Genomic DNA, 25,519 nt, shown 5'->3' on the forward strand with positions numbered 1-25,519 from the left:
AGGCTTGAGGCCGGCAAAACGGCTAATCTTTTATTTGGTTTTAAAGATACCGGTTTCGGGGAATTACAACATGCTTTATACGCGATTCTCAGTAGTTAAGCTTTAATTTTAAGGGAAGGTGGTCGGAACAGCCCTTGGGTACATAGTTGGGCTTCTTCGATTTGTATTGAAAGGATCTAGGTCTCCCGCTAGAGGTTGCCAAAGTACGGTCATCGATGATATCAAAGGTATCTATGTCGGCGGTAAGTCCGTTACCGGACAAGAATCCGCGGCTTACTACGAGCTGATCTAACATTTGATAGCGGTTGGCGAACACCGTGCCATCGAACAATCCGCTTAAAAAATAGGTGCCCGTATTTCCCGATGACGATTTGTTAAGAAGGGTAGTGCTGAGGTTGTATAAAAAAGTCTCCCTGCTCCGGTACTGATAGGTTGGTACAAATTTGTCAAAATCGTTGGTGGCTCCCTTTACCTTGTCAAGGTCCCTTGAGGCTTTTAAATGCTGTACCACACTGCGGTCAAAAGGTTCGTCGTTAAAATCGCCCACTACGAGTACCTTTCCTTCCCATTTATTTTGAATGGCCGCCAGGTCGTTGTTGGCCTGGAGCGTTTCGTAGGTAGTGGAATCTACCTTGGTATGGGCTTCCACCAAAAAAGCGATATGCTCGGCCACGGCAATACGTAGGGGTTCCGAATGGTATTGTCCCCTGCTTCGCGAAGGCCAGTGGGAGGCAATGACCACAAATTCTTCGTTTGTGGCATTGATTTTAAAGACTACTTCAAAAATATCGCGGGTACGGTACCTAAGATGAACAAGATGTGAGGTTCTTGAAACTACCGTAAGCTTGTCGGGGTTATAGGCCATGGCTACATCAATACCTCTGAGGTCACTTGTTCCCGAGGCGTCAAATACTACTTTGAGGTGGTTCATGCCGGCTTCGTCGAGCAAACTTTGTAGTAGGGTATCCTTTTCTATTTCGCAAACGGTCAACAGGTCGATCTGTTCATTGGGCCAGATGAGGTTTAATCCTTCGGCCAGGCGCTCTTTTTTGATGTCGAAGACGGCTTCGGTCCAACCTGCTGCCGGCGTAAAACTAAAGTCGTTCGAAATCGGGTCGTCATCGGTATCGAAAAAGTTCTGAAGGTTCCACCAGGCGAAATTGATATGGGGCATAACGTTTAGGTTTTAGAAAGTTAATTTGCAAATGGGCCATGCCCCGCACCATAAAGATGGCAAAAGCAGACTTCTTTCCTAAAGTTAAGGAAACAGAGGGCCTCATACCCTGTAGTTTTGTAAGGATATGGTGGTTTTGTGTATAGTTGGTAGACAGTGCTATACGGCTCGCTGTACGACCTCGAAGATTTTATTTCCGTCGCACTTCAGGGTTTTGGACGGATATTTTAGAATTAAGGCATAATCGTGCGTGGCCATCAGAATGGAACGGCCCGATTTATGGATTTCCTGCAATACTTTCATGACCTCTACACTGGTTTGCGGATCTAGGTTACCCGTAGGTTCGTCGGCCAAGATAAGTTCGGGGTCGTTCAAGAGGGCCCTGGCGATGGCTACACGTTGTTGCTCCCCGCCCGACAGCTGGTGGGGAAACTTGAAGCCTTTGGTCTTCATGCCTACTTTATTCAGTACCTCCTCGATTTTTTGGTTCATTTTATGGGAGTCTTTCCAGCCGGTGGCCTTGAGAACAAAATGAAGGTTTTTGTTGATATTCCTATCGGGCAACAGTTTAAAGTCTTGAAAGACGATGCCTATCTTGCGCCGCAGGTAGGGTATTTCTTTTTCGCGCAATTTGGTGAGGTCGAAACCAACGATGCTTCCGGTGCCTTGTTTTAGGGGAAGGTCACCGTAGAGGGTCTTCATAAAGCTACTCTTTCCGCTTCCTGTCTTTCCTATCAAATAAACGAATTCGCCCTTTCTTACATCAAGGGTCACTTCGTTCAGTACAAGACTGTCCTTTTGAAAAATAGCTGCATCCTTAAGCTCTAAAATCGTTTCTGACATACGTAGGGGTACCGGTTTTTAAGTTGAATTTTGTTAATCAATCGTTAAAGGGGCTTATCGTGCCCTTCAAATCTCGAACTTTGATTTTTTAACGTTGATATAAAAGTAATAAGTTAATCACGAACCTATGTCAGTCGTTGCCAAAATCTTTTTCTTTGGTCTGTTTTTTGATGTGGCTTTAGATCATTCGATGTGATGTGCTTAAATCAGGGGGAAAACAGAAGCATCGCATACTTAGATACAATATTCAACGTTATTAATTTAATTAACGGTAATACATATTTCTAGTTAGAACACTATGCTAAAAAAAATCACCGCTTTTATCCCTGTTTTTCTGGGAATGGTTTCTATGGGAGTTGCTCAAGAAACTAAAATTTACACTCACGATCAAAAAGAATATCAAGATGCCCTGGCGCTCTACAACAATGAGCAATACCAAGCGGCACAATCTATCTTTGCGAAGGTCAAGGAAAATACCGATAATCTAGAGACCAAGGCCAACAGTGCCTATTATGAGGCCAATGCGGCGGTGCGTTTGAACCAGCTCGGGGCCGATAGGTTGATGGAAGATTTCGTGGCCAATTATCCCACCTCTACGAAAAGAAACTCTGCCTATGTAGACGTGGCCGAGTATTATTTTGAAACCGGAAAATATCCGCATGCCCTGAAGTGGTACAATAAAGTCGATCAAGGGGCGCTGTCCCGAAAAGAGATGGACAAATTCAATTTCAACTATGGGTATTCCCTTTTTTCCTCTGGAAAGCAAAAACAGGCCGAGAGCTATCTTCAAAAAGTTGAAAATTCACCTGTCTACGGATCTCAGGCCAAGTACTACATGGGATATATCGCCTATCAGCAAGATGATTACGAAACGGCCAACCAACGTTTTGACCAAATTCAAGATCCTGAAATTCTTGAAGAAAAAATGGATTATTATCAGGCCGATATGAACTTTAAACTGGGTAAGTTCGATCAGGCCATTGCTTTGGCAAAGAAACAAATGGCCAAGGGCGACCGTAAAGAAAAATCGGAACTCAGCAAGATCATAGGGGAGAGCTATTTTAATTTGAAGGACTATGCCAGTGCAGTTCCCTACCTTGAGGATTACAAGGGCAAAAAGGGGAAGTGGAGCAATACCGATTACTATCTTTTAGGATACTCGTACTACAAGCAGGGCGACTATGCCAATGCAGTACAACAGTTCAATAAAATCATAGGGGGTACCAATAGCGTTTCCCAAAACGCCTATTACCACTTGGCGGAGTGTTATTTAAAATTAGATAAAAAACAGGAAGCCCTCAATGCGTTTAGAAATGCTTCCCAAATGGATTTCTCGCAAGAGATTCAAAAGGATGCCTATTTGAACTATGCCCGTTTGAGTTATGAGGTGGGAAATGCCTATGAGCCGGTTCCCCAGGTTATTACCGATTATTTGGATAAATATCCTGACAGTGCCCATAGGGAAGAAATGCAAGAGCTTTTGGTAGACTCGTATATTACTTCCAAGAACTTTGCGGGGGCGATGGAGCTGCTTGAGAAAAATAAAAACTATGCCAGTAAGGCTACCTATCAAAAAGTAGCGTATTACCGCGGGATAGAATTGTTTATGAACGGTGATTACCAAGCTGCGGCCGAGAACTTAGGAAAGTCATTGGCGAGTGCCGAAGACCATCTTTTTAGGGCCAAGGCCAACTATTGGAAAGCCGAGGCGGAATATGCCCTCAATAACTATGACGATGCCTTGGTAGACTATATCCAGTTTCAACAAAATTCGGCGGCGAAATCTACCGAAGAATATAAAGAGCTCGATTATAACTTGGCTTACACCTACTTCAAGTTGAAGGATTATGGTAACGCGATATCGTACTTTGGTAATTTTACGAGTGCGGGATCCAAGGATACACAGAAACTATACGATGGTTACTTGCGTTTAGGCGATAGTTACTTCGTAACAAGTAAATATTGGCCGGCCATTGAAACCTACAACAAGGCCCTTTCCTTATCCGGACCGGAAAAAGATTACGCTGCGTACCAAAAAGGGATCAGCTATGGTTTTGTAGATCGTCGCGATACCAAGATCGAAGAGTTGCGAAGGTTTGTTTCGGCCTATCCGAAATCGAGCTTGAAGGATGACGCCCTCTTTGAGTTGGCCAATACCTTGATCTCTACGGGGCAGGAACAGCAGGGACTTCAGACTTACCAACGTCTGATCAACGAATACAAGGGAAGCTCGTTGGTGCCACAGGCCATGATGCGCCAAGGTCTGGTTCATTATAACGCCAACCGAAACGAACAGGCCTTGACCGAATTTAAGTCCGTTGTACATAATTTTCCCAATACCCAAGAAGCGATTCAGGCCGTGGCCACCGCTAAGTTGATCTACGTAGATTTAGGTCGCGTAGATGAGTATGGCGAGTGGGTGCAAAAACTCGATTTTGTTGAGGTGAGCGATAGTGAGCTCGATAATGCCACTTTTGAGTCTGCCGATAAGCAGAATATGGAAGGCAAAAAAGATGCGGCCATAAAGGGCTATGAGAGTTATATCAAACAATTCCCTAACGGTTTGCATTCGGTTAAGGCCAACTTTAATCTGGCCCAACTCTATTTTGCAAAGGGCGAAAAGGAAAAGGCATTGCCTTACTACACCTTCGTTGCCGATAAATTGGGCAGTGAGTTTGCAGAGCAGTCCTTGACCAGGGTTTGTGAAATTTATATCGGGAAACAAGACTATGCAACGGCATTGCCCTATTTGCAGCGTTTGGAAAGCCAAGCCGACATTCAGCAAAACCGAACCTTTGCCCAGTCGAACCTTATGAAGGGCTACTACGAACAAAAGGATTACGATAAAACCTTGGCCTATGCGGAAAAGGTATTGGCTACACCGATCATCGATAACCGTATTAAAAGTGACGCACAGATCATGATAGCGCGTTCGGCCATTGCCACGGGCGATGAGGCCAAGGCCGAACAGGCCTATGCCGATGTGTTGAAAATTGCCTCGGGGGCAACGGCGGCCGAAGCCCTTTACTACGATGCCTATTTTAAGAGCAAGGCCCAAGATTATGAGAACTCGAACATATCTGTCCAGAAATTGGCGAAAGACTATTCGGGCTATAAGGAATGGGGCGGAAAAGGCTTGATCATTATGGCCAAGAACTTCTACGCCTTGGGAGATGCATATCAGGCGACCTATATTTTAGATAGCGTAATCGGCAACTTCGGCCAGTATGCCGAAATTGTGTCGGAAGCCAAAAGTGAATTGTCGATTATCAAAGCCAAGGAGGCCAAGAGCAATTCATCAGTGAGAACCGATTGAAATTGAAAATAGATTAAACACGATTGAAAATTGAATTTGAACGGGGCCCTATAGAACCGGCTTCGTTTTACAGGTGTAAATTCAAAAAAGAACACAGAATGCACAAACATATAAAGCTTAGCCTTATTTTTCTTACCGGTGTCTTTCAATTTGCCATGGCGCAAGAAGAGGAAAAAGACGATATAGGTACTGAAACCGTTACCGTTACCAAGGCCTATACGCCAACGATCAACGATGCCTTTAAAATCAAGACCATGCCCAATCTTAACGATTCCATCGTCTTGCAAAAGAAAAAGATAAACTATAGTATTTTTTCGGTTCCGGTGGCTTCGACCTTTACCCCGGCAAAGGGTAAGGCTTCTGCCGTAAAGAAAACCCCGCCGCCCGTATTGTACAATTCATATGCTTCGGCCGGGGTGGGCAACCCTGCCAATTTAATGGGAAAGTTTTACACCAGTAGGACTATCGACCGCGAGTCTGGTTACACATTGGGCTTGGGGCATAATTCTTCCCGTGGCGATATTGATGGTGTGGCCCTAGACAATATTTATTCGAATACTGAGCTAGACGCCACTTATACCAAACGCGATAGCGATTTTGATTGGGGCGTAAACATTGGGGCGCAGCACCAATTGTACAATTGGTACGGTATTCCCGATGCTACTTTTACCAAAGAAGAGGTAGAGGCCATCGATGAACGTCAAAATTATTATATGGCTGAAGCATCGGGGCACATCAATGTAGAGGATTCGTACTTTGAAAATGCAAAACTAGAGTACCGAAGGTTTTGGGATGCCGTGAAATCCGGTGAAAACAGGGCCGTTCTCAAAACCGGCTTTTCGTTTCCCGTAGCCGAGGAAAACCTAGGAATCAAAGCTAAGGTCGATTATGTGAGCGGTAGTTTCGAAAACGCCAGTCTGAATAACCCCGTCAATACGCCCGGAATAGATTACAGCAACCTTCAAGTAGGTATTAGCCCGAGCTTGGCATTGGCCAACGCGGATTTTTCCTTGAACCTAGGGGTGAACCTTGTTTACGGCCTTGATATGGAAAACAGCGACGGTAATTTTTATATCTATCCCGCGGTCACCGCATCTTATAGATTGTTGGATGATATGGCCATATTGTATGGTGGGGTAGAGGGGGATTTGATGCAAAACTCCTATTACGGTTTTGTGGAAGACAATCCCTACGTGTCGCCGACTTTGACCATTGTTCCTACCGATAAGCAATATGATGCCTATGTAGGTCTAAAAGGTCAGATTTTGCCTAATTTGAGCTATAATGCAAAACTTAGTTATACTACCGAAAACAGAAAGGCGCTTTATAAGCTCAACCCTAGAAACGATGCAAGAACCGATGAAAAAGGATACTATTACAGTAACTCCTTTGAGGTGTTCTATGATGATGTCAAGACCATTGGGGCTTTTGGGGAGTTGAATGTCGATGTGAACCGCAACTTTACCTTAGGGGTCAACGTAGAATACTTTAATTATAATACCGAAACCGATAACCCCGCTTGGAACTTGCCCAACCTAACCAGTTCGCTGTTTATGGATTATCAGATCGGCGAAAAATGGTATGCTGGTGCAAACCTGTTTTATGTAGGGGAGAGGGATGATGTCGCTACCATTGCTACGGCCAGTGGCAACCCTGCCGACTTTTTCGCGACCCCGATTACCTTAGACGGGTATTTTGATGCAAATTTTCATGTCGGATACCGCTGGAACGACCAACTTTCCTTTTTCTTGAAGGTGGCGAATATCGCCAACAATAACTACCAACGTTGGGCCAACTATCCCGTTCAGGGATTGCAGGTTATGGGGGGATTGACCTATAAATTCGATTTGTAATCCGTTTGTGAAATACGGTAAAGTGTATTCGACCGATTTTTTTTAGGCTCTCGTCTATGGACTGCACTGGTTCATACCAGATTAGCTACTTTTGGTAGTATTGCTTAAAGAAAATTGAACATGCTCCGCAACCACTTCAGTGAATCGATAGCTCTGTACGCTATTTCGGTTTTTTCTAGTTTATCCTTTAAAAGGAAAGTAGCCCGCTTGGGTAGTCTGGCTTTGGTGGTGGCGCTTGCCGCTTGTGGCTCCGATGATACGACAACCACTTCCGATATCGATACCGATGGTGATGGTATTTCGGATCAGAAAGAGCTTCTCGATGGCACTGGTAAGAGCAATCCCTGTGATCCCGAACAGGGAGCGGGTTACACGGGCTACGATGCCAATAATGGTATTTGGTTGAGTGGCGATTGCGATACCGATGGAATTACGAATGCCGATGAGCTGGCCAATGGTACGGATCCCTATGTAAACGAAATTACCGATAGCGATGGTGATGGGGTTCTTGATTTTCAGGAAGACCTTGACGGAACCGATAAAAACGATCCTTGTGATCCCGTGCAAAATGAAGATTATACCGGTTACAATGCGGCACATGGCATATGGAAAAATGCCGACTGCGATGATGATGGTGTAAATAACGGTGATGAGGCTACATCGGGTAGCAATCCCTACTTGTACGATACGGTATATGCCGTCGCCGATTTTCTTCCGACCTTGGCCGACTTAAAAATATTTAGGGGCAACCCAGCCGATTTGATTCCTAATAATACATCTTATGAATACAGTTTGACTACGCCGCTGTATACCGATTATGCCCAGAAATTCCGGACCATATCGCTTCCTGAAGGGGAGCAAATGACTTACAATGGGGAAGGCCTTTTGGAATTTCCTGATAGTACCGTAATCAGTAAGACCTTCTTCTATTATAACGATGAAAGAGATCCGTCCCTAGGAAAAAAAATAATTGAAACCCGTGTGTTGATCAAGACTAACGGTGCTTGGAGCATGGGCAATTACCTCTGGAACGAAGCCCAGACCGAAGCAGTTTTAAGTGTTGAGGCCCCCACGGTACAAGTAAGTTGGGTCGATAGTGAGGGAGAGAACCAGTCAGTAGGGTATAGGGTGCCGTACTCGGTCAATTGTACCCAGTGTCATGGCTTGAACAGTACTACCGTGCCTATTGGTCCAAAAGCGAGAAACTTGAACTTTGTTTACAAGGGTAAAAACCAACTACAGAATTTTATTGACAGAGGCCTGCTTTCTGGGGCACCTTCGGTTGCGGAAATCGAAACGCTTCCCGATTGGATCGATGATTCTTTTACGCTTGAGGAGCGTGCCAAGGCGTATATGGATGTCAATTGTGCGCATTGCCACCAGCCAGGGGGATACCATTCTTCAAACGAGGGACTTCGACCTGACCTGAGATATGAGGCCTCCTATGCGGAAAGCAATATCGAAGATTTCAAAGAAGATATCCGATCTCGCGTGGGAACCGATCCCGGTTATGGTCCGTCAATGCCGCTTGTAGGGGTTTCCGAATTGCATACGGAAGGCGTAGACCTCATACAGGCCTATATAGACTCGTTGGACTAAAATAGTTTTGTCGCCTATAGCGCGTTTGGACAAGGTGTTTTTGTGACGTCTAAATCCACTACTTTTTATTTTTCTATTTTAGGGTAGATTTAAATGCGCTAAAATGGCCCGATTTCCACTAAGGCAGATGATGTTTCTTTGGCTTGGGATGTGTGTTTCACTTCCTTTACGGTCACAAAATTTGGTGCCTAATCCGAGTTTTGAAAACTTTCTGCACTGCCCTGGGCACCTCGGTAACTTTAGTACGGATGTGGAAGGTTGGTCTACGCCCACTGCGGGCTCCACCGATTACTTTAATAGCTGTAGCCCGGAAATGGGAACCCCTAAGAACTTTAATGGGGTGCAACCCGCAAACTTCGGAAAAGGTTATGCCGGACTTTATTTGTTCGCGCCCGATGACTACAGGGAATATTTTCAGGTTGAATTGATAGAGACCTTGCGCAAAGGGGTTAGGTATCAGGTCTCCTTCTATGTGAGTTTGGCCGAACGTTCCGATTTTGCCGTCAAGGAATTCGGGGTGCTTTTCTCGAACAAAAAAATTGCCCTTCCTATAAAAAAGGAACTGTCTAAAAAACGCTTGTACCAGCAAAAGAATAACGTTTATAACTACCTCGAAATTGGTTATTCCAATTTTTATTCCGACACCCAAGATTGGATATTGGTGCATACACGGTTTGAGGCAAAAGGCTCGGAAAAGTACTTGATTATGGGGAACTTTAAGGGGAATTCCCGAACGCGACTTTTTCAGACGAAACGAAACGCCAAACAAGGGGCCTATTACTATGTTGATATGGTAGAGGTAGTGGAAGACCGGAGCGATAAGGTAGAGGTGGATCTCCCTATTGTGGGTAAGGCGTCAAAAACTTTTGAATTAGATAAGATCCATGTATTTGAAGACGTGCTTTTTGCCTTCGATAAGGCTGTCTTGCTTGAAGCCGCCAAAGTAGAGGTGGGCAGAGTCTATTCCCACCTTTCTGAACATAAGGATTTGAGTATTTCAATAAACGGGTATACCGATACCGTAGGAAGTGAAAAGTACAATCGGTCCTTATCCGAAAGGCGTGCCAAGGCGGTGGCCGATTACCTCCTTCATTTGGGACTCGAAAAAAATCGGGTGACTTGGAAGGGGTATGGTGGCAAGCGACCTATAGCCAGTAACGCTACGGCCCAAGGAAGGAAACGAAACAGAAGGGTCGAATTTGTTATCCGTGGCCCCAAGCCTTGATTTATACTTTTTTTCTAATAATCGGAATAGTCGGTGGGGTAGAGTAACATAATATCGGCCTTGCTTACATTGTTCTGATATTTTGGTTCGGCCTTTAGTTTTAACCATTTTTTTGCGGTTCTAAAGGCATCCCAATGGGCATCCCTTGATTCCATATCCTTGAAAGTGGTCATGTACATAAGGTTGGGCATACGGTCGCCCGACAGAACTTCGGCATAAAAAACGGCATTGAAGCCCAAAGATTCAAAAAGTTCCACTTCCCCTCCGGCATTGAACATGTCTACCTTGTTTTGAAATAAGGCCTCGGTAGCCGATTCATAGCTCCTCAGTTCGTATACACGTTCTTTTTTGGGGCCGGTGATTTCACTTGCCTTCATGGTCGGCATTTCTGAAAAGGCCTTCATCAGGGTTGAGCCGATACGTTCGTATGGTGGCTTGTCGTGGGAGGCGTTAATGTAGTTGGCTCCGGCCGAGATATGGCTTTTGTCTTGGGCGATCATAGGGTCTATGGTCAAAAATTGCTCAAGGGAGCCAAAAGGTATCAGTACATATATTTTAAGCTCGGAATCTTCTTTGTTGGGAATAGGTTTGAAGACCCCGACGTTTTCGATTCCACTCCTCTTTAAGGCGGGTAGGTAGGCGTCTTTTAAATACTGGTCGACCACTTTCTCTTGATGGCTGTCCTTTAGAAAATAAGTTTTTAATTGATAAAATTGGAGGTCTTGCCCTTGGGCCTGTACAGAAAAGGCAAACACAAAAATTAAAATAGTCGTTACAAAAAATGGGCTTACCGATTTTTTCATGATGGAGGTGTATATGGTGTTGAATGTATCAAACTTAACAAAGAAGCCCTTTAAAACCTAATTATAAGCAAGATGAGGGCCAATTCATTGACGCCCTTCTTTCGATGTGGCATTGTCTCGTTTTTTTGAAAGAATCGATGTATCTTGCAATAAAGAAAATGAATATGGATTTAAATCTTGCGGTACTTATAGATGGTGATAATATTCCTTCGGCCTATGTTAAGGAAATGATGGAGGAAATTGCCAAATATGGAAACCCTACGATAAAACGTATTTATGGGGATTGGACCAACCCTCGTCTTGGAAAGTGGAAAAACGTGCTTTTGGAAAATGCCATAACCCCCATTCAACAGTATGGCTATACCCAGGGTAAGAACGCTACCGATTCGGCTATGATCATTGATGCCATGGATATTTTGTATTCGGGCAAGGTCAATGGTTTTTGTCTTGTGAGCAGTGATAGCGATTTTACACGTTTGGCCACGCGATTGCGCGAAGCGGGAATGCAGGTTTTTGGTATAGGGGAAAAGAAAACACCCAACCCCTTTATTGTGGCCTGTGATAAGTTTATATACATTGAGATCCTTAAAAAGGACGAAGAGGAAGAAGATAATACCGTCAGTACAAAAAATCAAAAAACGGCAAAGAGTAATGTCGATAGGATAACGGCCAAGGAAATACGCTTGATTGCCTCTACTATAGACGATGTGGCCGATGACGATGGTTGGGCCTTTTTAGGCGATGTGGGCAGTCTTTTACAGAAAAAACAGCCGAATTTCGATTCTAGGAACTATGGTTTTCAAAAGTTAACCCCATTGATAAGCTCCATAAAATCAATAGAAGTGGAACGACGCGAAGATTCAAAGGGCCGTAAAAAACTCATTTACGTGAAAATGGCAGAAAAGGCTAAATCGCGATCTACAAAATAATAAGGACCATATGTTCGTTTTAGTTAGATAGGCTCCTTTTAGAACGGGGCCTAATGAAATTCATCCATGGAAGATATGAGAGTTATAAAGAAAAATCTATTTGCCCTATTGGCCGGTGCTTTGCTTGTACCTACCCTAAGTGTAGCCAACCCCACAATTGTTGATAATCCGTTCGAGATTATGGTTTTTCCGGTGCAAGAAAACGGACTTCACGGAAGATGGGGCTATACTGCGGAAAGCGCTCCTGAACAATATCGCAGGGGAGGACTCGCTATTTTTGAGGAAAACGGACAGAACAAGGTGGTGGTCAAGTTTGAGGAAGCCGATGTTTTTGGTCAAAATGTGAAAGTATCGGGAAGTACCATTCGTTTTAAGTTCACTTATGAAGGTGTTACTTTTGATGTGGAGCTCACGGTAAAAGGTGATACCTTGAACGGAACCTATACTTCCGCTGACGGCACTTTTGGCATAAAGGCCGATAGGTTGAAAGTGATGTAGGTTCTCTCGAATTTTAAGTGGCCTAGTGGTCAACCTGATAATGTGTATATTTATAGGGTTAAAACACACTGGGTTATGAAAAAAATATTGCTTCTGGCATGCCTCTGTCTTATGGGGTTCCAACCTGCCAAGGATAAGGTGGATTTAATCGTTGTCAATGCCAATGTCTATACGGTAGATAGTGGATTTACCAAGGCCGAAGCTTTTGCCGTGCAAAACGGAAAGTTTATAGCCGTAGGAACTTCTGTAGAAATCCAAGAAAAATATACTTCCGATACTATAGTAGATGCCCAAGGGAAAACGATAACTCCCGGGCTTATTGATGCCCATTGCCATTTTTACGGATTGGGCCAAAAACAACAGGTGGTCGATTTGACCGGAACCAAGAGCTATGATGAGGTACTTGAAAAGGTCAAGGCCTTTCAGGAAAGCCGGCCTAGGGATTTTATTCTAGGGGCGGGTTGGGACCAAAATGATTGGGAGGTCAAGGAATTTCCGACCAAGGAAAAACTAGATGCCCTGTTTCCCGATACCCCTATAGCCTTAAGCCGAATCGATGGGCACGCGCTCTTGGTCAACCAAAAGGCCTTGGATAGGGCGGGTATTGGTGTCGATACCAAGGTCGAAGGTGGTGAAATCGTTAAGCAAGACGGAAAGTTGACAGGGGTATTGGTCGATAACCCTATGGATATGGTCTATGCCGTAATCCCCGCTGGGGATATGGCCGACCGAATTAAGGCCCTAAAGGATGCGGAACGTATTTGTTTGGATTATGGTCTTACCACGGTAAATGATGCGGGACTTGATCGATCGGCTATTGAGCTCATCGACAGTCTTCATCAGACCGGAGACCTGTCCATTCGGGTGTATGCTATGATAGGCGCGTGGGAAAGTAACTTAAAGTATTATTTAAAACGCAAGCCCTATAAGACTGAACGTTTAAATGTGCGCTCGGTTAAAGTATACGGTGATGGGGCCTTGGGGTCTAGGGGTGCCGCTTTGCGGGAACCTTACTCCGATATGCCCGGTCATTTTGGGGCCATGGTTACGCCGGTGTCCCAAATAGAGAATCTCGCCCAATCTATTGCCAAAACCGATTTCCAGATGAACACCCATGCTATTGGCGATTCGGCCAACGTGGTGGTTTTGAGGGCTTATGAGAAAGCGCTAAAAGGCCAAAAAGATAGGCGCTGGAAGGTAGAACACGCGCAGATTATATCTCCTGAAAATTTCGATTATTTTAAGAATGGTATTATTCCTTCCGTGCAACCTACGCACGCTACCAGTGATATGTACTGGGCTAAGGATAGAATTGGGGAGGAACGCGAAAAAGGGGCGTATGCCTATAAGACCTTGTTGGATAAAGCGGGAACCATTGCCCTGGGTACCGATTTTCCCGTGGAAAAGGTGAATCCGCTTCTTACCTTTTATGCTGCGGTAGCCCGAAAAGATTTGGAAGATTACCCCAAAGGGGGCTATCGGATCAAAGAAGCTCTGACCCGGGAGGAAACCTTAAAGGGGATGAGCCTATGGGCAGCTTACTCCAACTTTGAGGAAGATGAGAAGGGGAGTGTAGAAGTGGGGAAGTTTGCCGATTTTGTCGTCTATAGCGATAATCTTATGGAAGTGCCCATAGAAAAAGTACCGGAAATCAAGGTGGAACAGACCTATATCGCCGGGAAACGGCTACATTAAAAATAAAAAAGCCGAAGTAAACTACTTCGGCTTTTCTTATTGTCAGGTTTCAGGTGTAATTACATTTTTGCTCCGGCAATCGGAACGGCCACTCGGGTTTTGTCCCATCCCATTACCATTTCAAAACCAGCTCCTGCTTCTTTAAAAGCGATGGAGAATTCTTCCAAGGAATTCGAATCTTTGGAACTAGGAACCTTAACACGTGCAACATCGGCACTTTCATCATACGAATAGGAACCCCATTGATTCAGGTTTTTGTTCAAAATAACGGTCCATTCGCTTTCCCCAGGTATGGTAAAGATGGAATATGATCCCGCTTTGATTTGTTTTCCGCCAAAAACTACGTCGGTGTAAAAGGTGATTTCCGCTGCTTCGTTGGCGCCGGTACGCCATACTTTTCCTGCAGGGGTAAGTTCAGATAGCGAACGACCCTTTAGCTGTGGGCGGCTGTAGATGATACGTACCGTTTTTTCGGAAATCTTGTAATCGGTAGGGTAAGAGGCCATATCCATCGGGCTTTTGTCCAATCCGCTGAATTTCTGCGCAATAGCATCGGTTGAAACGGTCATCGTAAGGGCCATAAAGGCTACAAAAAGTGCTTTTTTCATAATTGTGTTTGTTTTGTGATAAATCTAATTAGTATTCAAGGTAAAATCAATTAAAAAGTCGTTAAAATTAATAGTACTTACAGAAAAGATGATTTTTAAAAGAAATCGGCCAAAAGAATAATATAATTAAGTTGAAATGGGTTTTTATGTGTTAATATGAAATCATTAGTGGTGTTTGTGTTTTATAAATGAAAGTTTAGTTGCATTTTTGCTTTCAAATTAGAAATAAACAAAGCGTTATGTGTGGAATTGTATGTGCATTTGATTTAAAGGAAAGTTCAGATGTTTTAAGACCCCAGTTGTTGGAGATGTCTAAAAAAATTCGTCACCGTGGCCCGGATTGGAGTGGTATTTATGCAGATGGGAAGGCTATATTGGCCCATGAGCGTCTGGCCATTGTTGATCCCGCTTCAGGTAAGCAACCCTTGTTCAGTGAAGATAATAAATTGGTTTTGGCCGCTAATGGCGAAATCTATAACCATAGGGAATTGCGGAAGCAATTCGACGGAAAGTATAATTTTCAGACCGAATCCGATTGTGAGGTGATTTTGGCCCTTTACCAAGAAAAGGGAGCCGATTTCCTTGATGAGATGAACGGTATATTTGGTTTTGCCATCTACGATACCGAGAACGATTCTTATTTTGTGGCCCGTGACCATATGGGAATTATTCCATTGTATATCGGATGGGATCAGAACGGTACGTTCTATGTAGCTTCGGAATTGAAAGCTTTGGAAGGTACCTGCACCAAAATAGAACTTTTTCCTCCGGGGCATTATTTGAGCAGTGAGGATGGGGAGTTCAAAAGATGGTATTCAAGGGATTGGATGGAGTACGATGCCGTAAAGGAAAACGAAACTAGCATTCAAGAGGTCAAGGAGGCCTTGGAAGCGGCGGTACACCGTCAATTAATGTCCGATGTACCTTATGGTGTGTTGTTGTCAGGGGGGCTCGATTCCTCGGTTACTTCGGCCATTGCCAAGAAATACGCTCAGAAACGTATCGAGTCCGGTGACACTACCGATGCTTGGTGGCCTCAGTTGCATTCTTTCTCTGTAGGTCTTGAGGGGTCGCCTGACTTGGCGGCAGCCCAAAAAGTGGCGGATCATATCGGTACGGTACACCACGAAATCAAATTTACCATCCAAGAAGGGTTAGATGCCATCAAGGATGTGGTCTATAACTTAGAGACCTATGACATAACTACCATTAGGGCTTCTACGCCTATGTACCTTATGGCTAGGGTCATCAAGTCCATGGGTATAAAAATGGTACTTTCCGGTGAAGGGGCCGATGAACTTTTCGGTGGATACCTGTACTTCCACAAGGCGCCGAACGACAAAGAGTTTCATGAAGAAACGGTACGTAAGCTAAGTAAATTGCATATGTACGATTGTCTCCGTGCCAACAAATCGCTTGCGGCTTGGGGTATTGAAGGTCGTGTGCCCTTCCTAGACAAAGAATTTATGGATGTGGCCATGCGTATCAACCCTAAAGATAAGATGATCAATGGCGAACGTATGGAGAAATGGGTGGTCAGAAAGGCTTTTGAGGATATGCTTCCCGAAAGCGTGGCGTGGCGTCAAAAGGAACAGTTTTCAGATGGTGTTGGGTATAGTTGGATCGATACCTTAAAGGAAATCGTGAACGAAGAAGTGACCGATGAGCAATTGGCCAATGCCAAGTTCCGCTTCCCTGTCCAAACACCGACATCGAAAGAGGAATTCTACTACCGTTCTATTTTTGAATCGCATTTTCCATCCGATGCAGCGGCCCTATGTGTTCCTCAGGAAGCCTCGGTGGCCTGTAGCACCCAAATCGCCCTTGAGTGGGATGAAGCTTTTAAAAATATGAACGATCCATCCGGTAGGGCTGTGGCAAACGTTCACGATGACGCCTATTAGAAAAGATTAGGACAATAATCATTTAATTAGCTAGGAAATGACCTGCTGCGCTATAAGTGCCGGCAGGTCTTTTTATTTACGGTTATAGGTCCGGTAGGGGTCGGTCTTCATCAAGGGGTAAAAAAGATGTAGCCTCTGATGGATGGCCGAAACCTTTGCTTTTTTGATTTTAATCCGGGAAACAAAGGCTTTAAAACCATATAGTTCAAAGTGGTTTTCCGTGATTGTAATTTTCCACAATCTTTGTTGATAACTTAGGGGTTATAACTGTGTCACAGCCCTATATTCTATGGGGTTATGCGTATATTTGTGAGATTGCCAAAAATTAAGTCTAACAACCAGTTAATTTTATGAGCGAAGAAGCAAATAAGGAAGAAAACAAAAAACAATATTCGGCGGACAGTATCCAGGCCCTTGAGGGAATGGAGCATGTGCGTATGCGTCCATCTATGTATATCGGTGATGTAGGCGTTAGAGGTCTTCACCATTTGGTTTATGAGGTGGTTGACAACTCCATAGATGAAGCTATGGGCGGTCATTGTGATACAATCCATGTCATCATAAACGAAGATAACTCCATTACTACCCGTGATAACGGTAGGGGTATTCCAGTGGACTTACATAAAAAGGAAGGTATCTCCGCTCTTGAGGTGGTAATGACCAAAATCGGTGCCGGTGGTAAGTTCGATAAAGACTCCTATAAGGTTTCCGGGGGACTTCACGGGGTGGGTGTTTCCGTAGTGAACGCCCTTTCTGATAGGTTGAAGGCGACCGTATATAGGGATGGTAAGATTTGGGAGCAGGAATACGAGCGCGGAAAAGCGTTATATCCCGTAAAGAGTATCGGTGAGACCGAAGAAAGGGGGACCATGGTAACCTTTCATCCCGATGATCAAATTTTTCAGCAAACCATAGAATATAGTTACGAAACTTTGGCGAACCGAATGCGAGAGCTTTCGTTCTTGAACAAAGGTGTGACTATCAGTATCACCGATAGAAGGCAAAAAGACGAGAAAGGTGAATTCCTTTCCGAAACCTTTTATTCGGATGAAGGTCTTAAGGAATTTGTTAAGTTCCTAGATGGCAATCGTGAACCTTTGATCCAGAGTGTGATTTCAATGGAAGGCGAGAAAAACGACATTCCTGTTGAAGTGGCCATGATCTACAATACGAGTTATACCGAAAACCTACACTCGTATGTAAACAATATCAATACACATGAAGGGGGTACGCACCTTTCTGGTTTTAGAAGGGGGCTGACGACTACTTTGAAAAAATATGCCGATGCTTCGGGAATGCTCGAGAAGTTGAAATTCGAGGTTCAGGGAGATGACTTTAGGGAAGGTCTTACCGCTATCGTTTCCGTTAAGGTGGCCGAGCCTCAGTTTGAGGGCCAGACAAAAACTAAATTAGGAAACCGGGAAGTATCTTCGGCGGTTTCGCAGGCGGTGTCCGAGATGTTGTCCGATTATTTGGAAGAACATCCTGATGATGCCAAGGTTATCGTGCAAAAGGTAATTCTTGCCGCACAGGCGCGTCATGCCGCTACCAAAGCTCGTGAGATGGTACAACGTAAGACCGTTATGAGTATAGGTGGTCTGCCCGGAAAACTTTCGGATTGCTCCGAACAAGATCCTGCACAATGTGAAGTCTTTCTTGTCGAGGGGGATTCTGCGGGGGGTACGGCAAAAATGGGCCGTGACCGTAAATTTCAAGCAATCCTACCTTTGAGGGGTAAGATTCTGAACGTTGAAAAGGCTATGCAACATAAGGTCTTTGAAAACGAGGAAATAAAGAACATTTACACCGCATTGGGGGTTACCATAGGTACCGAAGATGATAGCAAGGCGTTGAACCTTGAAAAACTGCGTTACCATAAGGTGGTAATCATGTGTGATGCCGATGTTGACGGTAGTCACATTGAAACCTTGATTTTGACCTTCTTCTTTAGATATATGCGAGAGCTTATAGAAGGTGGACACGTTTATATAGCGACCCCGCCATTGTACTTGGTGAAAAAAGGTTCAAAGAAACGTTATGCCTGGTCTGACAAGGAGCGTGATGAAATTGCCGATAGTTATAATGGAAGTGTGAGTATTCAACGTTATAAAGGTCTGGGTGAGATGAACGCGGAGCAATTGTGGGATACTACCATGAACCCTGAGTTTAGGACCTTGCGTCAGATTACAATAGACAATGCAACCGAAACCGATAGGGTATTCTCCATGTTGATGGGCGATGAAGTTCCTCCTCGTAGGGAATTTATCGAGAAAAATGCCGTTTATGCGAATATTGACGCATAGGAATTAGGTTTTTTTACAACAAATATTCGTCCGCCAATTGGCGGACGAACTGTTTTAGGGGTATTGCTACACCCCTAAACCTAGGATGCGATTTCGGGTCCCCTTACCTTGTTTACTCTGTTGTACGGAAAAAAGGATGGGGTTTTAGGTGGTTTACCGATGATGTGCTGGCATTTCCTCGGTTCGATAGGGGTAGCGCCTTGAGGCTTTCTCGAGTTATTGGGCTGGATAATTTATTGTTGTAGGCTTGTGTTCTTGCGGCTTGTCATTGTGGTCTACATCCTGCGGTTATCGGGTGGGGCCATCGTTTGTCGGCAGTGTGTATATTTCGGTCGAAGCGGAAAGTAGGGATATTAAAAAAGCCATATTCATTTAAGAATATGGCTTTAGCGTATTTGAAACCTAGTAAAATTGTTATTCCCGAACGGCTATTACATTACCGATGGCATCGGCCAAGGTATTGCCTTCTTCCGAAGATTTCATGGAGAGTACTTGGTCTTCCATGTCCGTTCCAGGATAAGATATGATGTATTTGTCATTCTCGTAACTCCATTTAAAATCCGTCTTAAAGGTGATACTGCCGTTTATTTTTCGGTGGTAGCGACCTAAGTAGGCGTCGTTGAATATCCATTCTTTTCGTACGGTTTGCGACTTTGCGGTCGTACTGGCCGGGGCCACTTCAATATCTGACCAAATACCGATTACGGGATTGTCGTTTTCGGGAATCCGTGAGCAGTTGCTGGCGAGAATGATGGCTATTATTGCTAATAATGAAAAGACTTTTTTCATTGTGATGTTTTTTTGGGTGATTAGGGGATTTTATACTTTAAGAACGCCCAATTGCAAACTCCTATTGCTATAATTCGACGTACGGCAACAAAAGGCTTTATTCTTCGTTAAAGCGCATTTAATTTTAACAGGAGTGCATTTCACCGAGTATTTCGTCGAAGATATTTCTGCCATTTAACCTAATTTTCACGGTAGTTTTCTTTTGAGATTGTTTATTTTTGGAAACCCTTTTGAGAATTTAGATTTTATTCGGTCTAAATCGGTTCTTTGGCAGTTGATGTCAAGTGTAATTGGTTTGGTATCAAATCAAAAGGCCAAAAAAAGTCTTTAATAATAAATAAACTATAACAAATGAAAGTTACCGTAGTAGGGGCAGGAGCAGTAGGTGCAAGCTGTGCCGAGTATATAGCCATTAAAAATTTTGCATCTGAGGTGGTCTTGTTGGATATCAAGGAAGGATACGCCGAAGGTAAGGCAATGGACTTGATGCAAACCGCATCGTTAAACGGTTTCGATACCAAAATTACAGGTGTAACCAGTGATTATTCCAAAACGGCCAATAGTGATATAGCCGTAATTACTTCCGGTATCCCTAGAAAACCAGGAATGACCCGTGAAGAATTGATAGGTATCAATGCAGGAATCGTAAAAACGGTATCGGCCAACCTTGTGGAGCATTCACCTAATGTAACTTTGATCGTGGTAAGTAATCCTATGGATACCATGACCTACTTGGTACACAAGACTACAAGTCTTCCCAAGAATAAAATTATAGGTATGGGCGGTGCTTTGGATAGTGCACGTTTTAAATACCGCTTGGCCGAAGCTTTGGAAGCTCCGATTTCCGATGTTGATGGTATGGTAATAGGTGGGCACAGTGATACGGGTATGGTTCCGTTGACCTCTCACGCTACAAGAAACAGTATCCGTGTTTCCGAATTCTTGTCTGAAGACCGTTTACAGCAAGTGGCCGAAGACACTAAGGTCGGTGGGGCTACTTTAACAAAGTTGTTGGGTACGAGTGCATGGTATGCGCCAGGTGCTGCCGTTTCTGGACTTGTACAGGCTATTGCTTGTGATCAGAAAAAGATTTTTCCATGTTCTACCTTATTGGAAGGTGAATACGACCTTAACGATATTTGTATAGGTGTACCTGTTGTGTTGGGTAAAAACGGTATCGAAAAAATAGTCGATATTCCTTTAAGCGATGCTGAAAAGGCAAAAATGCAAGAAAGCGCGGCAGGTGTGAAAAAGACCAACGGGCTTTTAGAATTATAGTCGCTGGGTCGTATGAAACTCTAACATCTGTTCCGGAAATATTTCTGGGGCAGATGTTTTCATTTTACAATAACTCTAAATATATTGTCAATTCCTATGGGAAAATCATATATTTGCACGCTGTTATAAAAAGCACGCAATTAATTCACGTAACCAATGCAGAATAAAGGACTTATTAAGCTTTTTGCCCTACTCTTTGGGCTAGTAAGTATCTATCAACTATCCTATACTTTTATAGGTGGTAAGGTAGAAAACGAGGCAAAAAGGTATGCGGAAAGCCGCATTTCAGATGCTGAAGAGAATTATGTTTCCAAGCGCGAAGCATTAGAAGCTAGGTATTTAGACTCGATCGGAGATCAGTCGATACTTGGTTTTACCAATTATAACGAAGCCAAGAAAAAAGAGCTGAACAAAGGGCTTGACCTTAAAGGGGGGATTAACGTAACCTTGCAGATTTCCGTTAAGGATATCTTGAAAGGTTTGGCGAACAATACCAAAAATCCTGTGTTCAACAAGGCATTGGCCGACGCTGAAGCGGCTTCGAAAAACAGTGACGATACATTTATCGAACTTTTTTTCAATGCATTTGACAAAATTAGAGGTGATACAAAACTAGCATCTCCCGATATTTTTGCGAATAAAGAGTTGAGCGGTGAGGTTAATTTTCAAATGACCGATGATGAGGTTAAGCCTATCATCCGAAGAAAAATTGACGAATCTATCGTATCCGCTTTTGAAGTACTTCGCGAGCGTATCGATGGTTTTGGTGTAACACAGCCCAACATTCAACGTGAGGGTAATTCAGGACGTATTTTGGTGGAATTGCCAGGTGCCAGGGATATTGCCCGTGCACAAGACTTGTTGTCCAGTACGGCACAACTTGAGTTCTGGGAAACCTACCAACCTAACGACCCTGAGCTACAAGGCTTCTTTTTTCAGGCCAATGAAACGCTAAAATCATTGGTCGATACCGATGAGGCCGACGAACCGGTTAAAAAGGAATCTGAACTCGATTCGCTTCTTTCCGATGTTTCCCAAGATTCATTGGATATTGCCGGTCAGCGTAATCCGTTGTTCGATAAATTCCAATTAGGGGCGCCTAGTTATGCCGTTGGTGTTGCCGCTATTCAAGATACGGCCGAAATCGGTTCTTACCTAAGAATGAAAGAAATTAGGAGATTGCTTCCTGCTAGTATGCAATTTGTCAAGTTTTTATGGGAGCGACCTACCGAAGGTTCTGAAATAGTAGAACTGTATGCCTTAAAGTCGAACAGGGACGGTACTCCAAGAATCAGTGGTGATGTGGTGAACGATGCACGTGATGAGTTCGTGAACGGGAAGCCTGCGGTTACTATGAGCATGAATACCAAAGGAGCCAAGGAATGGGAGAAGCTTACAGGTGATGCCTATAACAACAGAACCGGTATCGCCATTGTATTGGACAATAAGGTATATACTGCCCCTGGTGTTTCCTCGGGGCCTATATCGGGAGGTCGTTCAGAGATTACAGGTACCTTTACGGTGAACGAAACAAAAGACATTGCCAACGTACTACGTGCCGGTAAATTACCGGCGTCGGCTGAGATCATTCAATCAGAGGTGGTAGGTCCATCTTTAGGGCAAGAGGCTATTGATAGTGGTTTTATGTCGTTTATGATTGCCATGGCCATTGTATTGGTCTGGATGATTTTCTATTATGGTAAGGCCGGTGGCTTTGCCGACATAGCTTTGTTGTTGAACATTCTATTGATATTCGGGGTCTTGACCAGCTTAAGTGCGGTATTGACCTTGCCGGGTATCGCGGGTATCGTTCTTACCATTGGTATGTCTGTGGATGCGAACGTACTGATCTTTGAACGTATTAAGGAAGAGCTGGGTAAAGGAAAAGGAAAGTCCTTGGCCGTGGCCGATGGTTTTGGCAATGCCCTTTCTTCTATTCTCGATGCTAACATTACAACGGGGCTTACTGCAATTATCCTTTTTATCTTCGGATCAGGTCCGATCAAGGGTTTTGCAACAACCCTACTTATTGGTATCGTAACTTCGTTGTTTACCGCCATATTTATTACTCGTCTATTGGTAGACTGGTATATTGACGGTAAGGGACGTACACTTGAATTCTCGACCGGATTGACCAAAAATCTTTTCAAGAATATCAATATCGATTTTCTTTCCAAAAGAAAGATGGCCTATATCTTCTCTGCTATATTGGTAGGGGTAAGTGTTTTCTCTTTATTGACGAACGGATTACAGCAAGGGGTCGATTTTATTGGGGGACGTTCGTATCAAGTGCGTTTTGAGCAAGCGGTTAGTGCTTCTGAAATTGCTTCCGAACTAAACGATGTCTTTGGTAGTGGAACAAATGTAAAAACATTTGGTGATGCCAACCAAATCAAGATAACCACACCTTACAAAGTAGATGTAGAGGGTATTGAAGTAGATAACGAGATTCAGAATAAATTATATACTGCCTTGCAGAAATACCTTCCAGACGGTATTAGCGAGCAGAGCTTTAAAATTGGTTCCGGTGATAAATCCATAGGTATTTTACAATCTGTAAAAGTTGGACCTACTATCGCCGATGATATTAAGAATAACGCTTTCTTGGCCATTTTGGGCTCCTTGGCGGTAGTGTTCTTGTATATCTTGTTCCGTTTCCGTAAATGGCAATTCTCTTTAGGAGCGGTAGCGGCAGTGTTTCACGATGTCATGATCGTATTGGGTATCTTCTCATTGTTCGGTACGGTTATGCCGTTCAACATGGAAATCGACCAAGCCTTCATTGCAGCAATATTGACCGTAATCGGATACTCCTTGAACGATACCGTGGTTGTTTTTGACCGTATTCGTGAGATTATTGGTGAGAGAGGATGGCGCGGAGGCGACAACATCAATTTGGCCCTTAACAGTACATTAAGCCGTACGTTGAATACGTCTTTGACTACCTTGGTAGTATTGTTGGCCATATTCATCTTCGGAGGGGAATCGCTTAGAGGATTTATGTTCGCTATGATAATAGGTATTATTGTTGGTACATATTCTTCATTGTTTATCGCTACACCGGTGATGTATGACACATTGAACAAAACCGCAAGGGCAGGGGGTCTGGTTAAGGACAATGCCGAGGCGGAAAAATAAATTTCTCAATATTTGAGGGGTTATGAACTAACTAGCTCAATTGATTATAAAAGCCGTTTGCTACTGCAAACGGCTTTTATATTTATAGGAATTTTTTTGGGTAATGGAGAGGGAGTTGGTTTTAAGAAGTCAGTATGCGACCTGTTGACCCGGTTTCCGATTTTTCTAGCTGATAGATGAATTCGGCTTCTAGTCCGGGTTCTTTTCGGTGTGAGACAAAAATGACCGCAGTATTGCTTTCGTTGGCGAATTTATTCACCAAGGCTACAAAAAGCGCGGCACTTTCATCGTCGAGACCCGCGGTAGGTTCGTCGAGAATAAGCAACGGAGGATGTTTGATCATGGCCCTGGCGCACATGACCAATCGTTTTTGGCCCATTGACAGGTCGTGAAAAAGTTGGTCTTTTATGTGCCATAGCCCAATAAGTTGTAACCATTCCTTTGCTGCGCGCAACTGTGCTTCGGTGGGTTGTACGTACAGCCCTATAGAATCGTTAAGGCCTGATATGATCATATGATTGATCGAATGGTAGCCGGTAAATTTATCGGTCATGGAGGGCGTAAAATAGCCTATGCGCTTTTTAATTTCCCAAACGCTTTCCCCGGTGCCCTTCTTACGGCCGAAAATATAGAGTTCTTGTCCGTATCCTTTTGGGTTTTCTCCGGTTATCATTGATAATATGGTGGTTTTTCCGCTGCCGTTACGGCCCCGTAGTTCCCAGAATTCCCCTTTTTTGATTTGCCAATCGATATCTCTTAAAATGGGTTTGTCGCTATAGGTCACCCCAACGCCTTTTAATTCGATCAATGTTTCACCCTCAATTTTGTACGAATCGATGGGTAGGGGAATGTCATCGGCAAAAACTTGTTTTTCCTGCTGCTTCAATAGGGATTCTATGGTATCGCTAAAAACCAGATTTTTGCCTTCTAGTTTGGCAAAGGTGTTGGCAAAGGGCAATAAGTCCGTTTTACGGCTTAATAGTTGAATCATGGGGGTATGTGCCGAAACTTTCTTCAGCTTCGTTTTGAGGTCTTCTTGTGCAGTGGTGTCGAGGTTGTCAAAGGGGTTGTCTAGAATGATAAAATCGGGTTGGGTGCTGAGAATGTGTTTCAATAAAGCTTTTTTCTGTTCACCACTAGACATCGATTTTAAACTTTGCGGGGTATCCGATGTAATTATCTTGCTGCCATGGCGGTCTTCCTTGTCGATAAAACCTTCGACGGCCAATTTCGATAAAAGGCTTCCTTCGAGGTGTTTTAGTTCGTCAAAACCTTTAGGAAGCGGTCCTTCGAGTAGGCTATCGATCAATTCTTCTTTTTGGGAGGTGTTGCCGGTAAATATGGCCCAATGTTTTTGTTTCATATAAAGACTCTAAAAATATGTAAAGTATTATTGTTATGATGTAGGTTTTTCTAAATACATATCATTGTTCAAAGCCATTTTTTTGAGAAGATATGTTCTTTGTATGAATTATAGAAATTATTAACCAGATAAGCTGGTGTTTTTGAACATAAGTTATATATGCAATGATATCTCGCTAGTATGGCTTTGAAGTCAGTATTA

At 43.7% G+C, this 25,519-nt stretch carries 17 protein-coding genes; 11 read left to right on the forward strand and 6 right to left on the reverse strand.

What is annotated here, in order from left to right; genetic code table 11:
• Positions 1-88 precede the first annotated feature (88 nt).
• Both BW980_RS15060 and BW980_RS15065 read right to left on the reverse strand, forming a co-directional pair.
• Positions 89-1,174 (reverse strand): endonuclease/exonuclease/phosphatase family protein, encoded by a 1,086-nt coding sequence (locus BW980_RS15060; RefSeq protein WP_076456005.1) that lies wholly within the window; start codon positions 1,172-1,174, stop codon positions 89-91.
• 159 nt (positions 1,175-1,333) lie between these two features.
• On the reverse strand, positions 1,334-2,017 hold the full coding sequence (locus BW980_RS15065; RefSeq protein ID WP_013994079.1) for a cell division ATP-binding protein FtsE: 684 nt from the start codon (positions 2,015-2,017) through the stop codon (positions 1,334-1,336).
• Between the two features lie 298 nt (positions 2,018-2,315).
• Between BW980_RS15065 and BW980_RS15070 the strand changes: the two genes are divergently transcribed.
• From BW980_RS15070 to BW980_RS15085, 4 genes are all read left to right on the forward strand, one after another.
• On the forward strand, positions 2,316-5,333 hold the full coding sequence (locus BW980_RS15070; RefSeq protein WP_076456006.1) for a tetratricopeptide repeat protein: 3,018 nt from the start codon (positions 2,316-2,318) through the stop codon (positions 5,331-5,333).
• Between the two features lie 98 nt (positions 5,334-5,431).
• The gene (locus BW980_RS15075) at positions 5,432-7,186 is read left to right on the forward strand and encodes a TonB-dependent receptor (RefSeq protein WP_076456288.1); all 1,755 of its coding nucleotides are present in this window, start codon (positions 5,432-5,434) and stop codon (positions 7,184-7,186) included.
• 120 nt (positions 7,187-7,306) lie between these two features.
• On the forward strand, positions 7,307-8,785 hold the full coding sequence (locus BW980_RS22190) for a hypothetical protein (protein WP_083690494.1): 1,479 nt from the start codon (positions 7,307-7,309) through the stop codon (positions 8,783-8,785).
• Positions 8,786-8,888: 103 nt separating this feature from the next.
• Positions 8,889-10,010: an OmpA family protein gene (locus BW980_RS15085; RefSeq protein WP_083690495.1), complete on the forward strand. Its 1,122-nt coding sequence runs from the start codon at positions 8,889-8,891 to the stop codon at positions 10,008-10,010.
• Between the two features lie 14 nt (positions 10,011-10,024).
• On the opposite strand, the gene BW980_RS15090 is transcribed toward BW980_RS15085, so the two are convergent.
• Positions 10,025-10,813, reverse strand: coding sequence for an NIPSNAP family protein (locus BW980_RS15090; RefSeq protein WP_076456007.1), 789 nt, complete (start codon positions 10,811-10,813; stop codon positions 10,025-10,027).
• 164 nt (positions 10,814-10,977) lie between these two features.
• Between BW980_RS15090 and BW980_RS15095 the strand changes: the two genes are divergently transcribed.
• The 3 genes from BW980_RS15095 (at position 10,978) to BW980_RS15105 (ending at position 13,935) form a co-directional block, all read left to right on the forward strand.
• Positions 10,978-11,742 carry an NYN domain-containing protein gene (locus BW980_RS15095; protein ID WP_076456291.1) on the forward strand — a complete coding sequence of 255 codons (765 nt, stop codon included), beginning with the start codon at positions 10,978-10,980 and terminating at the stop codon, positions 11,740-11,742.
• Between the two features lie 66 nt (positions 11,743-11,808).
• Positions 11,809-12,240: a hypothetical protein gene (locus BW980_RS15100; RefSeq protein WP_076456008.1), complete on the forward strand. Its 432-nt coding sequence runs from the start codon at positions 11,809-11,811 to the stop codon at positions 12,238-12,240.
• Between the two features lie 75 nt (positions 12,241-12,315).
• Positions 12,316-13,935 carry an amidohydrolase gene (locus BW980_RS15105; protein WP_076456009.1) on the forward strand — a complete coding sequence of 540 codons (1,620 nt, stop codon included), beginning with the start codon at positions 12,316-12,318 and terminating at the stop codon, positions 13,933-13,935.
• A 59-nt stretch (positions 13,936-13,994) separates the two neighbouring features.
• Here the strand turns inward: BW980_RS15105 and BW980_RS15110 are convergent, their stop codons facing one another.
• Positions 13,995-14,543, reverse strand: a complete 549-nt coding sequence (locus tag BW980_RS15110; protein WP_076456010.1) for a DUF2911 domain-containing protein — start codon at positions 14,541-14,543, stop codon at positions 13,995-13,997.
• Between the two features lie 239 nt (positions 14,544-14,782).
• On the opposite strand from BW980_RS15110, the gene asnB reads away from it, so the two are divergent.
• Together asnB and gyrB are read left to right on the forward strand one after the other, a co-directional pair.
• The gene (gene asnB, locus BW980_RS15115; protein WP_076456011.1) at positions 14,783-16,447 is read left to right on the forward strand and encodes an asparagine synthase B; all 1,665 of its coding nucleotides are present in this window, start codon (positions 14,783-14,785) and stop codon (positions 16,445-16,447) included.
• A 350-nt stretch (positions 16,448-16,797) separates the two neighbouring features.
• Positions 16,798-18,750 carry a DNA topoisomerase (ATP-hydrolyzing) subunit B gene (gene gyrB, locus BW980_RS15120; RefSeq protein ID WP_076456012.1) on the forward strand — a complete coding sequence of 651 codons (1,953 nt, stop codon included), beginning with the start codon at positions 16,798-16,800 and terminating at the stop codon, positions 18,748-18,750.
• 414 nt (positions 18,751-19,164) lie between these two features.
• Here gyrB and BW980_RS15125 read toward each other — a convergent pair whose 3' ends face one another.
• Positions 19,165-19,539 (reverse strand): hypothetical protein, encoded by a 375-nt coding sequence (locus tag BW980_RS15125; RefSeq protein WP_076456013.1) that lies wholly within the window; start codon positions 19,537-19,539, stop codon positions 19,165-19,167.
• 351 nt (positions 19,540-19,890) lie between these two features.
• Here BW980_RS15125 and BW980_RS15130 point away from each other — a divergent pair, with 351 nt between their 5' ends.
• Both BW980_RS15130 and secDF read left to right on the forward strand, forming a co-directional pair.
• Positions 19,891-20,817 (forward strand): malate dehydrogenase, encoded by a 927-nt coding sequence (locus BW980_RS15130; RefSeq protein ID WP_076456014.1) that lies wholly within the window; start codon positions 19,891-19,893, stop codon positions 20,815-20,817.
• Positions 20,818-20,973: 156 nt separating this feature from the next.
• Positions 20,974-23,955 (forward strand): protein translocase subunit SecDF, encoded by a 2,982-nt coding sequence (gene secDF / locus BW980_RS15135; RefSeq protein WP_076456015.1) that lies wholly within the window; start codon positions 20,974-20,976, stop codon positions 23,953-23,955.
• Positions 23,956-24,076: 121 nt separating this feature from the next.
• On the opposite strand, the gene BW980_RS15140 is transcribed toward secDF, so the two are convergent.
• Positions 24,077-25,318, reverse strand: a complete 1,242-nt coding sequence (locus tag BW980_RS15140) for an ATP-binding cassette domain-containing protein (protein WP_076456016.1) — start codon at positions 25,316-25,318, stop codon at positions 24,077-24,079.
• Between the last annotated feature and the right edge of the window lie 201 nt (positions 25,319-25,519).

The sequence above is a fragment of the Zobellia uliginosa genome, from assembly GCF_900156625.1.
In the GTDB taxonomy this organism is placed as follows: Bacteria; Bacteroidota; Bacteroidia; order Flavobacteriales; family Flavobacteriaceae; genus Zobellia; species Zobellia uliginosa.

Bases quoted from the DNA above. Each gene is read 5' to 3' on its own strand.
- BW980_RS15125 (WP_076456013.1), bottom strand. From the start codon at position 19,539: ATGAAAAAAGTCTTTTCATTATTAGCAATAATAGCCATCATTCTCGCC.
- asnB (WP_076456011.1), top strand. From the start codon at position 14,783: ATGTGTGGAATTGTATGTGCATTTGATTTAAAGGAAAGTTCAGATGTT.
- BW980_RS15110 (WP_076456010.1), bottom strand. From the start codon at position 14,543: ATGAAAAAAGCACTTTTTGTAGCCTTTATGGCCCTTACGATGACCGTT.
- BW980_RS15070 (WP_076456006.1), top strand. From the start codon at position 2,316: ATGCTAAAAAAAATCACCGCTTTTATCCCTGTTTTTCTGGGAATGGTT.
- BW980_RS15105 (WP_076456009.1), top strand. From the start codon at position 12,316: ATGAAAAAAATATTGCTTCTGGCATGCCTCTGTCTTATGGGGTTCCAA.
- BW980_RS15085 (WP_083690495.1), top strand. From the start codon at position 8,889: ATGGCCCGATTTCCACTAAGGCAGATGATGTTTCTTTGGCTTGGGATG.
- gyrB (WP_076456012.1), top strand. From the start codon at position 16,798: ATGAGCGAAGAAGCAAATAAGGAAGAAAACAAAAAACAATATTCGGCG.
- BW980_RS15065 (WP_013994079.1), bottom strand. From the start codon at position 2,017: ATGTCAGAAACGATTTTAGAGCTTAAGGATGCAGCTATTTTTCAAAAG.
- BW980_RS15060 (WP_076456005.1), bottom strand. From the start codon at position 1,174: ATGCCCCATATCAATTTCGCCTGGTGGAACCTTCAGAACTTTTTCGAT.
- BW980_RS15075 (WP_076456288.1), top strand. From the start codon at position 5,432: ATGCACAAACATATAAAGCTTAGCCTTATTTTTCTTACCGGTGTCTTT.
- BW980_RS15090 (WP_076456007.1), bottom strand. From the start codon at position 10,813: ATGAAAAAATCGGTAAGCCCATTTTTTGTAACGACTATTTTAATTTTT.
- BW980_RS15140 (WP_076456016.1), bottom strand. From the start codon at position 25,318: ATGAAACAAAAACATTGGGCCATATTTACCGGCAACACCTCCCAAAAA.
- BW980_RS15095 (WP_076456291.1), top strand. From the start codon at position 10,978: ATGGATTTAAATCTTGCGGTACTTATAGATGGTGATAATATTCCTTCG.
- BW980_RS15130 (WP_076456014.1), top strand. From the start codon at position 19,891: ATGAAAGTTACCGTAGTAGGGGCAGGAGCAGTAGGTGCAAGCTGTGCC.
- secDF (WP_076456015.1), top strand. From the start codon at position 20,974: ATGCAGAATAAAGGACTTATTAAGCTTTTTGCCCTACTCTTTGGGCTA.
- BW980_RS22190 (WP_083690494.1), top strand. From the start codon at position 7,307: ATGCTCCGCAACCACTTCAGTGAATCGATAGCTCTGTACGCTATTTCG.
- BW980_RS15100 (WP_076456008.1), top strand. From the start codon at position 11,809: ATGGAAGATATGAGAGTTATAAAGAAAAATCTATTTGCCCTATTGGCC.